Origin of the sequence: Agrobacterium sp. MCAB5 (assembly GCF_052114365.1) — a bacterium.
Taxonomy (GTDB): Bacteria; Pseudomonadota; Alphaproteobacteria; order Rhizobiales; family Rhizobiaceae; genus Agrobacterium; species Agrobacterium tumefaciens.
This window is the reverse complement of sequence record NZ_JBFREP010000001.1, coordinates 403,064-417,147: the sequence shown is the minus strand read 5'-3', so window position 1 is coordinate 417,147 and position 14,084 is coordinate 403,064. Positions and strand designations below refer to the sequence as shown.

At 60.3% G+C, this 14,084-nt stretch carries 10 protein-coding genes and 1 tRNA gene; 4 read left to right on the top strand and 7 right to left on the bottom strand.

Annotated features, from left to right (window positions below; all coding sequences use genetic code 11):
- Positions 1-93: 93 nt before the first annotated feature.
- The 6 genes from AB4Z23_RS02040 to AB4Z23_RS02015 all read right to left on the bottom strand — a co-directional run bounded on the left by AB4Z23_RS02040 (position 94) and on the right by AB4Z23_RS02015 (position 6,557).
- A tRNA-Phe gene (locus AB4Z23_RS02040) sits at positions 94-169 on the bottom strand.
- A 285-nt stretch (positions 170-454) separates the two neighbouring features.
- Entirely contained in the window at positions 455-877 is a 423-nt protein-coding gene (locus tag AB4Z23_RS02035; protein WP_013635445.1) for a hypothetical protein, read from the bottom strand.
- A 169-nt stretch (positions 878-1,046) separates the two neighbouring features.
- Positions 1,047-3,263 (bottom strand): 3-hydroxyacyl-CoA dehydrogenase NAD-binding domain-containing protein, encoded by a 2,217-nt coding sequence (locus AB4Z23_RS02030; protein WP_421475861.1) that lies wholly within the window; start codon positions 3,261-3,263, stop codon positions 1,047-1,049.
- Between the two features lie 33 nt (positions 3,264-3,296).
- Entirely contained in the window at positions 3,297-3,509 is a 213-nt protein-coding gene (locus AB4Z23_RS02025; protein ID WP_003514982.1) for a hypothetical protein, read from the bottom strand.
- A 10-nt stretch (positions 3,510-3,519) separates the two neighbouring features.
- A complete protein-coding gene (locus tag AB4Z23_RS02020; protein WP_025592421.1) occupies positions 3,520-4,728 on the bottom strand; it encodes an acetyl-CoA C-acetyltransferase in 1,209 nt (402 codons plus the stop codon).
- Between the two features lie 32 nt (positions 4,729-4,760).
- Entirely contained in the window at positions 4,761-6,557 is a 1,797-nt protein-coding gene (locus tag AB4Z23_RS02015; RefSeq protein ID WP_065658363.1) for an acyl-CoA dehydrogenase C-terminal domain-containing protein, read from the bottom strand.
- Between the two features lie 376 nt (positions 6,558-6,933).
- Between AB4Z23_RS02015 and podJ the strand changes: the two genes are divergently transcribed.
- The 4 genes from podJ to AB4Z23_RS01995 all read left to right on the top strand — a co-directional run bounded on the left by podJ (position 6,934) and on the right by AB4Z23_RS01995 (position 13,316).
- Positions 6,934-10,707 (top strand): cell division protein PodJ, encoded by a 3,774-nt coding sequence (gene podJ, locus AB4Z23_RS02010; RefSeq protein ID WP_421476032.1) that lies wholly within the window; start codon positions 6,934-6,936, stop codon positions 10,705-10,707.
- Positions 10,708-10,970: 263 nt separating this feature from the next.
- Positions 10,971-11,897 (top strand): sulfite exporter TauE/SafE family protein, encoded by a 927-nt coding sequence (locus tag AB4Z23_RS02005; protein WP_003514964.1) that lies wholly within the window; start codon positions 10,971-10,973, stop codon positions 11,895-11,897.
- The gene (locus AB4Z23_RS02000) at positions 11,894-12,718 is read left to right on the top strand and encodes a TIGR02186 family protein (RefSeq protein WP_003514962.1); all 825 of its coding nucleotides are present in this window, start codon (positions 11,894-11,896) and stop codon (positions 12,716-12,718) included. Before AB4Z23_RS02005 ends, AB4Z23_RS02000 begins: the two co-directional genes overlap by 4 nt.
- A gap of 160 nt (positions 12,719-12,878) precedes the next feature.
- Positions 12,879-13,316, top strand: coding sequence for a universal stress protein (locus AB4Z23_RS01995; RefSeq protein WP_003514961.1), 438 nt, complete (start codon positions 12,879-12,881; stop codon positions 13,314-13,316).
- Positions 13,317-13,334: 18 nt separating this feature from the next.
- On the opposite strand, the gene pdeM is transcribed toward AB4Z23_RS01995, so the two are convergent.
- Positions 13,335-14,063 (bottom strand): ligase-associated DNA damage response endonuclease PdeM, encoded by a 729-nt coding sequence (pdeM, locus tag AB4Z23_RS01990; protein WP_025592414.1) that lies wholly within the window; start codon positions 14,061-14,063, stop codon positions 13,335-13,337.
- Positions 14,064-14,084: the final 21 nt, after the last annotated feature.

The following is a 14,084-nucleotide window of genomic DNA, read 5'->3' as shown; positions in this document are numbered from 1 at the left end:
CTAAAAAACCGATGACAACGGAAGCAATCTGCTCTCGCCAGCGCGGAGGAGGCAACACGCATTCAATTCAGGAAAAAATGAAATTAAGAAGAATGGTGCCCGGAGGCGGATTTGAACCACCGACACGCGGATTTTCAATCCGCTGCTCTACCAACTGAGCTATCCGGGCACTTCAGGTCCTTGAAGAACCTCCGCTTTTGGCGGGCGGGGCTGTTTGGTGCCCCGAAAGTGAGCGGGGTTATAACATCTTGTTCGGACATGGCAAGCGCCATAGCGAAGTTTTTTGACAGTTTTTTCACGGCGCCTGTGGATGGCTGGAATACGTGCGCTGTGAAGGCCTTATCGTGGCTGGAAACGCGCTATCGGCAATCCGCCAGAACTGATCGACATCAGTCAGGTGGCGGGTTCAGGCGCGGCTGATCCGGGCGAGCGGCGGTTGGGCGGCTTGGGGCAATTATGCCCCTTCCCTGCGCCGTGCGGCAAGTCCAAGCGCAAAAGGCACCACAGCCACCAGAGCCGCCATGACGGGTGAGGACGCGAAGATGCGGCTGGCAAGCGAGGTAACGGCAACGGAGCGCACAACCATCATCAGGCGCGAATTCTCGTGGTCTTTCTCGTGCCTGATATCTGTGGGTTTGTGGCGGGTTGGATGGGACGCCGATTCCAGCTTTTTCACATCGCGGCGCAGCTTTTCCAACTGTTTGCGGAGTTCGTCCAGTTCCGCGCGTATCGACTGGTCCACCGTAGCGGAAGCACGCGCCTCTCGGACAGCGGGCTTTTCTGCCTCTTTCTCCGCAGCTTCTTCATCAAGTTCAGCCAAGTGGTCGTCAAGGTCCGATGGTTTGTCGAAACCATGGGATCGCAGCGATGTCTTCATTGCAGTCTCCTGAAGTGTCCTGAATTGCGGCACCGGGCGCGCATCGCCCGTTCACGCCTTCTCAACGCCCCAGCCGGGCAAAGGATGCACATAAAGCGACGGTATCGGCACGATAGGCCGATAAAAAAACAGGCCCCGAAGGGCCTGTTCATTTGTGTGTCTTGAAGGCTTATGCCGCTTTCGCGGTGCTGCCATAGGGATCGAAGCGACCGTAGAAGGTCTCGCCCTTGGCCGCCATGTCCTTCAGAAGCGGCGTCGGCTTGAAGCGTGGGCCATAGGTCTCGCTCAGCTTCTCGGCCAGCGCCACGAAGGTCTTCACGCCCATGCCGTCGATATAGGAGAGGGCGCCGCCGGTGTAGGGCGCAAAGCCGAAACCGAGGATGGAGCCGACATCGGCCTCACGCGGGTCGGTGACGATGCCTTCTTCCACGGTGCGGGCGGCTTCCAGCGCCACGGTGACCAGAAAGCGCTGTTTCAGCACTTCCATATCCACATCCTCCGGCTTCTGCTGAGGATAGAGATCCTTCAGGCCGGGCCAGAGGGACTTCTTGGCGGGCTTTGGCGGGTAGTCGTAAAAGCCCTTGGCATTCTTGCGGCCAAAACGGCCCTCGCCTTCCACCAGCTTCTTCACCAGTTCCATATGGCGCGGATCGACAGCCTTTTCACCGAGATCGGCGACGGTTGCTTTCAGGATCTTGTAGGAAAGATCGATTGCCACCTCGTCGTTCAGCGCCAGCGGGCCGACCGGCATGCCGGCGAATTTCGCGGCATTCTCGATCATGGCGGGCGGCACACCCTCGATCAGCATGTCGTAGCTTTCCGCCATGTAACGCAGCACGCAGCGATTGACGAAGAAGCCGCGCGTGTCGTTGACGACAATCGGCGTCTTCCTGATCTTCGCCACATAATCCAGCGCGACGGCCAGCGCCTTGTCACCCGTTTCCTTGCCGAGGATGACTTCCGTCAGCATCATCTTCTCGACCGGCGAGAAGAAGTGGATGCCGATGAAATCCACCGGGCGCTTGGAGTTCTTCGCAAGCCCGGTGATCGGCAAAGTGGAGGTGTTGGAGGCGAAAATTGCGCCTTGCGGCAACACGGCTTCCACGGCCTCGATGACGGCCTTCTTCACGTCGCGGTCTTCGAAGACGGCCTCGATGACGAGATCGGCGTCGGAGAGCGCCGCGTAATCTGCTGTCGGGGTAACGAGGTCGAGCAAGGCCTTGCCTTCATCCTGCGTCAGCCTGCCCTTGCCGATGGCGGCCTTGACGCTTTCCTCGCAATGGCCCTTGCCCTTGTCGGCGGCTTCCTGATCGCGGTCCACCAGCGTGACGGGGATACCGGCTGCGGCGGTGACATAAGCAACGGCGGCGCCCATGAAGCCCGCGCCGACGACGCCGACCTTTCTGAACTCCGTCTTCGGCTGACCGGCCGGGCGGCGCGCACCCTTTCCCAGTTCCTGCATGGAAACGAACAGCGAGCGGATCATGCCGAAGGCTTCCTTCGAGCGAAGGATTTCGGTGAAATAACGCTGCTCCACCTTCAACGCCGTATCGAACGGCAATTGCAGACCCTCATAGACGCATTTCAGGATAGCAAGTGCTGCCGGATAGTTGCCGGCGCTTTCACGGCGCAGGATCGCCGGAGCGGCCGGCCAGAGCTGGGCAGCGGCCGGCGTCCAGATGCCGCCGCCTGGGGCCTTGAAGCCTTTTTCATCCCAGGGGGCAACCGGCTTCAGGCCGTCCTTGATCATTTGCTTGGCAGCGGAAATGAGCTGATCCGGATCCACCACCTGATGAACCAGCCCCATGGCCTTGGCGCGCGCACCGGTCAGCGACTGACCGGTGGTCATCATCTGCAAGGCGGATTGCGCATCGGTCAGGCGCGGCACGCGCTGGGTGCCGCCGGCACCAGGGAAGATGCCGACCTTGACTTCAGGAAGGGCTATCTTGAGGCTCTTGGCATTCGACGCGACGCGACCGTGGCAGGCAAGCGACAGCTCGAAAGCGCCGCCCATGCAGGTGCCGTTGATGGCTGAGACCCAGGGCTTACCGTTGGTCTCCAGCTTGCGGAACAAGCCGGTCATGCGGCCGACCAGTTCGAACAGCTTGGCGGCTGCCTGATCCGGGTCCTTCGCCTTCTCGTCATTGTAGAAGGAGAACATCGACTTGATCATCGAAAGATCGGCACCGCCTGAAAACGTGCTCTTGCCGGAGGTGAAGACAACACCCTTGACGGCGCTATCGGCGACAGTCGCGTCAACGATGGCGTTCAGCTCATCCATCACTTCCGACGTGAAGACGTTCATGGACTTTTCCGGCATGTCCCAGGTGACAAGGGCAATGCCGTCTGCGTCCGTCTCGATGGTGAAATTGGTATAAGTGCTCATTTTGGGATTCCTCTTCCCTGAATTTCCCTGAGGTTATGACAGGCCGATGGCGAGGCCGAGAGAACCGACCACGAGAACGAGAAACACAATCAAACCCCAACGTTCGGCTCGGAGGCGGCGGACATGTGCAGAAGAAACGGGGCTGACGAACGCCCTATGATCCTGCGCCATGTCCTTTTCCAGATTGTGCCTAGCCAGTTGCTGTTCGATCTCGTTCTTGGGTCGCTCGTAAACCTCGCGCCTCATGACCAGCCTCTCAAACCCGCTCGATAACCGTCGCCGTGCCCATGCCCGCGCCGATGCAGAGCGTGACGAGGGCAGTGTTCAGATCGCGCCGCTCCAACTCGTCAAGCACCGTGCCGAGGATCATCGCTCCTGTCGCACCCAGCGGATGGCCCATGGCGATTGCGCCGCCATTGACGTTCATCCTGTCGTGGCTGATGTCGAAGGCCTGCATGTAACGCAGCACGACGGCGGCGAAGGCCTCGTTGAGTTCGAAAAGATCGATATCGGCAAGCGACATCCCGGTCTTTTTAAGAAGCTTCTCGGTCACATCCACCGGGCCGGTCAGCATCAGCGCCGGATCGGAACCGATATTGGCGAAAGCCCTGATGCGGGCACGCGGCTTCACGCCCATCGCCTCGCCGCCCGCCTTGGAACCAACCAGAACGGCGGCCGCGCCATCGACGATACCGGACGAATTGCCCGCATGGTGCACGTAGTTGATACGCTCCACTTCCGGGTGCGCCATGATGCCAACGGCTTCGAAGCCGCCCATTTCACCCGGCATCTGGAAAGAGGGGTTGAGGGAAGCCAGCGCCTGCATGTCCGTACCGGGGCGCATATGTTCGTCGCGGTCGAGGATCGTCAGGCCGTTGCGGTCCTTCACGGGGATAACGGACTTGTTGAAATAGCCCTTTTCCCAGGCATGCGCGGCGCGCTTCTGGCTTTCGACAGCATAGGCGTCGACATCGTCCCTGGAGAAACCGTATTTCGTGGCGATGAGATCTGCCGACACGCCCTGCGGCATGAAGAAGGCGGGGAAGTTGACCGAAGGGTCCATGTACCAGGCGCCACCAGACATGCCCATGCCAACGCGCGACATGCTTTCCACGCCGCCGGCAATGACGATATCGTCGGAGCCTGCCTTGACCTTGCCGGCCGCGAAGTTGATGGCATCGAGACCTGAAGCGCAGAAGCGCGAGATCTGCATTCCCGGTGCCTTGTTGGAATAACCGGCCTCGAAGGCGGCGGCTTTCGGGATAACTGCACCGGCATCCATGACGGGATCGACACAGCCCATGATGATGTCATCGACAGCAGACGTATCGAGCCCGTTGCGGTCGCGGATGGCTTCCAGCGTCTTGGCGGCAAGGCGAACGGAGGGCACCTCATGCAGGCTGCCATCCTTCTTGCCGCGTCCGCGCGGGGTGCGGACATGGTCATAAATGTAAACGTCGGTCATTAACTCTCTCCCTCGGCGCGTGACACGCCCTGTCAGAATGCTTCCGCAGCCAGTTCCATCATGGTGTCCGCGCCGGTTTCGATGCGGGCCTTGCGTAGCGCCGTTTCCGGCATGATGCGCTCCATATAAAACTTCGCCGTGACAAGCTTGGTCTTGAGGAAATCCTCGTCCGAAGTGCTACCTGCCGCAAGGGCTTCGCTCGCCGCCTTCGCCATGCGGGCCTGCATGTAACCCAGCACCACGATACCGAAGAGGTGCATGTAATCGGTCGAACCGGCACCGGCATTGTCTGGCTTGGCCATGGCGTTCTGCATGAACCACATGGTTGCGGCCTGCAGATCGTTCAAGCCCTTCTTCAGGCCCTTTGTGTAAAGGCTAAGCTTTTCGTCGGCACGGTTTTCCTCGCAGAAATCGCCGATTTCCTTGAACAGCGCCATGACGGCACGGCCGCCATTCATGCCGAGCTTGCGGCCGACCAGATCGAGCGCCTGAATGCCGTTCGCACCCTCATAGATCATGGTGATGCGGGCATCGCGGACATATTGGCTCATGCCATGTTCCTCGATATAGCCGTGACCGCCGAAGACCTGTTGCGCCATGACGGCATGGTCGAAGCCCTTGTCGGTCAGCACGCCTTTGAGGATCGGCGTGACGAGACCGAGCAGGTCATCTGCCGTCTGACGCTCTTTCTCATCGGTCGACCGGTGGGCAATATCGGATTGCAGCGCGGTCCACAGAAGGAAGGCGCGGCCAGCCTCGTTATAGGCCTTGATAGTCATCAGCGTACGGCGGATATCCGGGTGCACGATGATCGGATCGGCCTTTTTATCGGGGAATTTCGCCCCGGAAAGTGAACGGCCCTGAATGCGCTCGCGGGCATATTCGACCGCATTCTGATAGGCGATCTCACCCACGGACAGGCCCTGAAGGCCGACGCCGAGGCGGGCTTCGTTCATCATCACGAACATGGCGGAGAGACCCTTGTTCTCCGCACCCAAGAGATACCCCGTCGCATCGTCATAGTTCATGACGCAGGTGGCGTTGCCGTGGATGCCCATCTTGTGTTCGATCGCGCCGCAGGTGACGCCGTTGCGCTCGCCGAGCGAACCGTCCTCCTTCACGAGGAATTTCGGCACGATGAACAGCGAAATACCCTTGGTGCCTTCCGGCGCGCCCTCGATGCGGGCAATCACCAGATGGACGATATTATCAGTCATGGAATGTTCGCCGGCAGAAATGAAGATCTTCTGGCCGGAAATCTTGTAGCTGCCGTCGCCCTGCGGAACTGCTTTTGTGCGCAGCAGGCCGAGATCGGTGCCGCAATGGGGTTCTGTCAGGTTCATGGTGCCGGACCATGTTCCCTCGACCATCTTCGGCAGATAGGTTTCTTTCTGCTCCTGAGTGCCATGGACGAGGACGGCAGCGATGGCGCCCTGCGTCAGGCCGGGATACATCATCAGCGACAGGTTGGCGGACGACATATACTCGCCAATCGCCGCATGCAGCGTATAGGGCAGGCCCTGCCCGCCGAATTCCGGCGGTACGGCGAGGCCGATCCAGCCGCCTTCACAATAGGCGTCGTAAGCCTCCTTGAAACCATCAGGAACGGAAACCGAACCATCATCTGCACGCTTGCAGCCCTGTTGATCGCCAGACAGGTTCAGCGGGAAAAGCCGCTCCTCGGCAAGTTTCGCCGCCTCGCCGGTAATAGCCTCGATCATGTCGGGGGTTGCATCCTCGAAGCCGGGCAGGTTGTTATACCGCTCGAGGCCAAGAACGTCGTTCAGAATAAAAAGCGTGTCTTTAACTGGGGCCTTGTAAACAGGCATTACCGATGTTCCTCCGCATCGTGAAAGCCGGAGCCGATCCGGCCGATATGGGATGACAATATTTGACGTGCGCGTAAACGTCAAATAAATTCCGGTCGAATGTCATGGCCCTTTTTCCGCGCAATGCTTGGCCAGCCCCACGCGAAAGCGTTACGCGCCGCAAAAGTTAAAAAATTCCAACCATAGTTAACCACTTCTTTACCACGTTTCGTGAATTCTCCGACACGAGGTAACTGCTTCGTCAATCGAAGCATTTTCCTCCATGGGGGCAAATACCGGCTCTAGAATTGCTGCATGTTGTGCGACGGCATTATCAGGCGGGTAGCCGTTGCAACAAACACCGGGCACGCCGGACGGAAGCGAAGCGAGCGAAAAGATGAACGGATTGCGATCGAAAAACCAAAGCCCGAGCGACAGGTCGTCTCTTGATGCTCTCAATCGCACCATTGAAGGCCTTGAAGCCCGCATCGAAGGGCTGATGAGCCAGAAATTTCCGCGCGACCCCCGGGCCACGACAGCTGAGCCGAAAAACGAGGCCCATGCCGCGCCGCGCGAGCCACGCGCCACCGTCACCCCGCCGCAACTCGACCCGGTCAACGAAATCCGCCAGCGCCAGCGCCTGCTTGAGGCAAGCTTCCAGCGCCCGCAGGAGCCCGTTGCGCGCCCGGAACGAACCATTACCAGACCGCTTGCGCCTGAATACCGGCCGAACGACGTGCAGAACGCGGCGGCCAACCCCGCACCGCGCGCGCGCTCCATCCCGCCCTATCAGGAGCAGCAGCGAAACGACGCGGCCTTGCAGGAGATCGCGCAGGCGCTCGTCAACCTGCGGCATGAGCTGAAGCACGATATTTCAGAAGGCGTGGCGCGCGAAGCGCAAGGGCTGCGAGCCGAAATCCGAAACATTCGCGCGATCGCGGAAGACCAGCAGTTCATCGGCGACCTGCGCGACGATATTGCAAGGCTTGCCGGCAGCATCGACCAGCTCGGCAATCTGGCCTCTCCCGATGCCTACGGGCTGCGCAATGAATTCGATGACCTGCGCCTCACCATCGACCAGCTTGCGCGTGAAGACAGCGTACATCGGATCGAAAGCCGCTGGAACACCGTGGAAGACACGTTGCGCGGTTTCGACACGGCCTCGCTGCAGGACGAAATCGTCTCGCTCGCCTATCGTCTCGACGACATCAAGACCCAGCTCGGCGGCATGAGCAACAATCCCGCCGTGCGCGTGCTTGAGGAAAAGCTGATCACCATCGCAAGCGCGGTGGAGCAGCTCGGCAAGCATATGCAGCCGAACGAGGCTGCCTTTACCGAACAGTTTTCCGGTCTGGACCAACGACTGGATGAAATCAGCCGCGCCATTGCCGCTACTGGCGCCCGCTCCAACAATGCACAGGCCACCGACCACGCACTGGCACAGCGGCTGGAAACCCGCCTGAACGGCCTTGCCGAACAGCTCGGCGATATCAATCGTATTGCCGCCGCAAAGCCCGATCCTGCTGTGGATCTCACCGCCCGTCTTGAAACGCTGGCCGCCAAGATCGACGAATTGAGCACGGCGCGCGACGCGGCACAGCTGCACGAGCGACTGGACCAGCTTTCCCTGCTTCTGGAGCGTTCGCAGCGCCCCTCACAGCAGGCGGAACTGACATCGTTCCTCAGCGACATTTCCCGCAAGATCGACGCGCTGGATCACGGCACCGTCAATGACGGCCTGGCGGAACGGCTCGACACGCTTTCTCGGCGCATCGAAGACCTCGACTATCGCTACAGCCAGCCGCAGCCCGTTGCTGGTTTCAACGAAGGCACTTTCTCGCGCCTGGAAGAACGGCTTGGCGATATCGCGGCCCGTCTGGACGAGACCGCCCATGCCGCACCCGCCGACAGCGGCGCTTTGCTCAGCCTAGAAAATCAGATCGCCCATCTCTCCTCGCTAATCAGCCAGCCGGGTCATCACCAGCCGGCGGGCATGTCGCCGGAACTCGATGCCCGCATGTCGGCGATCGAGGACTACATGGCGTCCAACGATGAATATATCATCGAAGCGGCTCGACAGGCGGCCGAGGCCGTTCTGGACGCCTTTACGCGCAACAATGTCTCCTCCGGCGCAAACCTCGCCGATATGACGATGCTGACCGATCTTGCCACCGATCTTCGCAGCCTCGAGGCGCTGAGCCGCAACACGGAAGAACGCACGCACCGCACCTTCGAGGCGCTGCACGAAACGCTGGTGCAGATTGCCGGTCGACTGGACAGCCTTGATAATCGCGCTCCCGCTCCCGCCTATCGCGAAGAGGCAGCGCCACGCAACGTCGCGCAGCATATGATTACGCCCGCCCGCGAAGACGTGGCCATGCCGGCCGCCATCTTCCCGCAAGAGGGCTACATCGCCGAAGAACAGCTTATTCTCGAAGACACGCGCGATGCCGGCGAAAACGGCGCGGATGCGATGGCAATCGTGCCGCCCGCCGCTGCAAAACCCGCAAAAGCAGAGAAAAAGAGCCTGCTTGCCGGCCTGACCAAGCGTTTCAAAACCGGCACGGCGAAGACCGCCAAATCGGCAGAAGAACCCGTATCGGCAACCACCACCCGCACACAGGTGGAACCCGCCCCTTCGCTCGATCCGATCGACGTGCTGCCCGCGGGCCAGGAGAACGAACTTCTGGAGCCCGGCTCTGGCGCACCTGATATCAAGAAAATACTGGAACGGGTGCGCGCCAGCCAGGTCGCTTCCAGCGGCAAGGCGGCGGACGCAGAAGGCCGCACGGATTTCATCGCCGCCGCCCGTCGCGCAGCGCAGGCTGCCGCCATGGAAACCTCACCGGAGAAGCTTGAGACCGGCAAGAAAAATCGCAAGCCAGACGCTTCGGCGCTTTCACGTTATCGTCGCCCGCTGCTGCTCGGCATCGGCGCCATTCTTCTTGCGATGATGGCCATGCCGCTCGTCAAGACGATGATGGGCGGCGCGGAAGCCCCGGCACCGGTCATCGAAGAGAAGATGGGCGATGCCCCGGTCTCCGCACTTCCCGAGACCGGCGACAAGGCCGTGACCATTCCGTCCGAACTGGCTATCGATCCGCAAGAGGCAGCATCCGCCGACAGCATCGAAAACGCAGCACCATCGGAAAACACCATCGATCCGCGTACCATTGGCGGCGCGCCGCTTGCCAATGAACCGCCTGTTGCCGATGCGCCCGCTGTGGATGCGGCGACATCAGGCACTGTCGCACAGAGTGAGCCGCAGGCACCGGTGCAGGCCGCTACCACAACTGCCGCCGCCCAGGGCGCGATTGTAGTTCCCGCCGGTATCGAGCCAGCATCGCTGGCGGAAGCCGCAGCGAAGGGCGACACGCAGGCGCTGTACGAGATCGCAGCACGCTACACCGAGGGTCGCGGCCTTGCCGCCGATCGCGCGGAGGCCGCCAAATGGTACAAGCTGGCTGCGGATCGCGGCCTTGCTCCCGCACAATATCGTCTCGCCAACCTTTACGAGAAGGCGAATGGCGTCGAGCGCAACCTTTCCGAGGCGAAGCGCTATTACACGCTGGCAGCCGAACAGGGCAATGCAGGCGCCATGCACAATCTCGCCGTCCTGCTCGCCTCCGATGCGGCCGGCCAGCCGGATTTCACCACCGCCGCGCAATGGTTCATCAAGGCTTCCGAACTCGGTGTCCGCGACAGCCAGTTCAACCTTGCCATTCTCTACGCGCGCGGAAGCGGCGTGAAGCAGGATATCGAGGAATCCTACAAGTGGTTCTCCATTGCGGCCAAGGATGGCGACACGGACGCTGCCCAGAAGCGTGACGAGGTTGCGGGAGCGATGAACCCGCAGCAGCTTCAGAGTGCACGTGCGAAAGCCGACGCGTGGAAGGTCAAGCCGCTTTCGGAAGACGCCAACAGTGTCAACCCGCCCGAGGAATGGGCTGGCAAGGACGGCGTGAAGACTGCCTCCGTGGACATGGAAAAGGCTATCCGCAACATTCAGGCAATCCTGAACAAGAACGGTTTCGATGCCGGCCAGCCCGACGGCAAGCTTGGCAAGAACACGGTTACCGCCATCAAGGATTTCCAGAAATCCGTTGGCCAGACACCCGACGGGCGCATCACCAACGAGCTGGTGACAGCGCTGCTCGCCCGCAACAAATAACCGTTTCGCAACGGATGAGGCGGCCTTCCCGGCCGCTTCCCTACAGTTTGGCGCCGGAATGTGGCGCTGCTCCCACGCCTGATCGCTATCTTTCCAAATTATCAACGTATTTACCGTTGAATGTTGACACGTCGGACCCTCGCGGGCATGACGGATGAAGGCTGGGCATGCCCGGTCTTTTCAGACAGAAAATGTAAATCGCGGCGCGGCCCCACACCCGGACAAGCCCTGCCGCCCGGAACCATTTGCCCGAGGTCCGAGCCGTGACTGTCTATCTGCCGATTGCAGAACTGTCGGTGAACATTTTCATCATTCTCGGCATGGGCGCGGCCGTCGGTTTTCTTTCCGGCATGTTCGGTGTGGGGGGCGGTTTTCTCATCACCCCATTGTTGATTTTTTACAATATTCCGCCCGTAGTGGCTGTGGCGACGGGCGCAAACCAGGTGGTGGCCTCTTCCGTCTCCGGCTCGATCACGCACTTCCGGCGCGGAACGCTGGATGTGAAGCTTGGGAGCGTCCTGCTGGTCGGCGGTCTTGTAGGCGCGACGGTGGGCGTGTGGATATTTTCCTTCCTGCGCAGCATCGGCCAGCTCGATCTCATCGTTTCGCTGCTTTATGTCATCCTGCTCGGCACTGTCGGCACCTTGATGCTGAAGGAGAGCATTTCCGCCCTGCGCCGTGCTGCCCGTAATGAGACGGTGACACTGCGCCGCCCCGGCCATCACAACTGGGTTCACCGCCTGCCGCTGAAAATGCGGTTCAAGAAGTCGAAGATCTATCTCAGCATCATTCCCGTCGTCACGCTGGGTTTCGGTATCGGCATCCTGACCTCGATCATGGGTGTCGGCGGCGGCTTCATCATGGTGCCGGCCATGATCTATCTTCTGCGTATTCCGACCAACGTCGTTGTCGGGACTTCGCTGTTCCAGATCATTTTCGTCACCGCCTATACGACCATCGTTCAGGCCGCGACGAACTATTCCGTCGATGTGGTGCTGGCCTTCATCCTGATGGTCGCGGGCGTCATCGGCGCGCAATATGGCGTGCGCGTCGGGCAGAAACTGCGCGGCGAACAGCTGCGCGCGCTTTTGGCGCTTCTGGTGCTTGCAGTCGCCCTTCGCCTTGCCGTGGCACTGGTTGTTCGCCCCGAAGACCTGTTTTCGGTCGCCGTCGGAGGGTTAGGTTATTGACCCACCGCCTGCTGCTTTGCGCCTTTCTGCTTATCGGTTCCTGTCTTGCCTTTAACGCTTCGGCGCAGACACCGCCGCTTGCCCTGCCTCCCGGCACACAGCAGCGGTCCTTGCAGGAAAATATCGAAATCGGCGCATCGACGACGGAGATTCCGATCACCTCCGATTTTCGCGGGGCGGATTTCACGCTTTTCGGCGCTCTCAACAATACCGACCAGTTGCTGCTCGCTATCGGCCAATATGATATCGTCGTCACCCTCGAAGGCCCTAGCGACTACATGACGGTGCGCAAGAAGGAGCGCGTGGCCGGTATCTGGATCAATACCAGCGCCATCACCTTCACGCCGCTGCCGGAATCCTATTCCATGGCCAGCACGCGCGATATCAGCGCCGTCGCTTCGCCTGGAACCTTGCGGGCAATGGGGCTGGGTGTCGAACATCTGTCGCTCAAAAGTGCGGTGTTTTCCGGCGTGCCCGACAATGTCTTCGATTTTCAGGAGGCCTATCGGCGCCTGCGGCTTTCAAGCGGCATCTATCGCAACGACACGACCGGCGTGCGGCTTGAACGCACCGGCCTGTTCTGGGCAACCCTGCGCCTGCCCGCCAACGTCCCGAACGGCGTGCATACGGCCCGTGCCTATCTCTTCAAGAGCGGCAATTTCATCGCCCAGCGCGAGCTGAAACTGCGCGTCGTCAAGACCGGCATGGAACAGGCAATCACCGATGCCGCGCATCAGACACCGCTTGCCTATGGCGCGCTGTGCGTTCTCCTCGCCGTCGTCACGGGCTGGAGTGCCAGTATTATTTTCCGCAAGGACTGAGTGTTTTTCATTCCCGTAAAAGAGCGCGTCTTTCGCCCTCGGCGTAAAAGATAGCGTTCGCTTCCTTCAATGGTTTGCGGTAAAATTCAAGACGTTACAACCACGTACGCAGCTTATGGCGGCAAGTGCGGTTGTGACCGGGATGAAAAGGAGAAATGTCATGTTCAAGCACATTCTCATTCCCACCGATGGCTCGCCGCTGGCGCAGATCGCAATCGACCAAGGGTTCGCTCTCGCCAGAGAGGCAGGCGCAAAGGTGACCGTCGTGACGGTGTCCGAACCCTTTCACGTGATTGCCAGCGATGTCGAGGACATTGCCGCCATTGCCGAAGAGGAATTCCACCGTTGCGAGGAGGCGGAGCATTTTCTGAGAGATACGCAGGCGCACGCCGCATCGATGGGGCTGGATTGCGAAGCCCTGCTGGCGCGGGCGGGACGGCCGGATGAGGCGATTGTCGAAATCGCCAACAGGACCGGCTGCGACCTCATCGCCATGGCTTCACACCGGCGCAGAAGCTTCGTCGAGATGCTTGTCGGCAGCGTTACGGCCAAGGTGCTGAAAAACTCGAAGATACCGGTGCTGGTATACCGCCAATAGACGGGCGGAGCGATGCGCTCAGCCGAGCAGATTTGAAAACCGTACCGAATAGATGCGGTCCCGCCCCATCAGATGCGCGACGAGTGCAGCGTGGTCAAAGAGACCGCGCATGGCCTTGTGCCGCAAATCCAGTCCGCCGCTCATCACCCCGAAGGCCGGCATCAACAGGCGGGAACCATCGGTGGCGAAACAGGGACGCCGCACCGTTTTTTCGCGACGGCGAACAGTGGCGGAGGGATGCAGATGGCCTGCGATTTCACCCGCGGCATCTCCTACCTTAGGCTCGTGGCGGAAAACGAGATTGCCATAAAACATCTCATCTACCGAAGACCCCGGCAGATCGACCGTGCCATCCGGATCGTGATTGCCATTGATCCATATCCAGTCACGGCCACGGGCCATCTCGCGGATCAGTTCGCGCAGCATAAGCGGCAGATGCTCGGACCCGACCCGATCGTGGAAATTGTCGCCGAGGCTGACGACGATCTTCGGATCGTAACGGCTGACAAGGGAAGACAGGATTTTGAGGGTAGCGATCGTGTCGTAAGGCGGCAGCATGCGCCCGCGCCGGGCAAAGGCCGCACCTTTTTCCAGATGCAGGTCCGAGACAACAAGCAGCGACAGATCGGGCAGGTAAAGCCCACCCAACGGGTCACACCAGGCGGCTACGCCGTTGATGGCAGTTTCGCTGCCAAGGCATTCGAAGCCATTGGAAAACCTGTCGCTCAATGTCAGTCGGCTCAGCACTTTTGTGGTCGTTCCTTCATT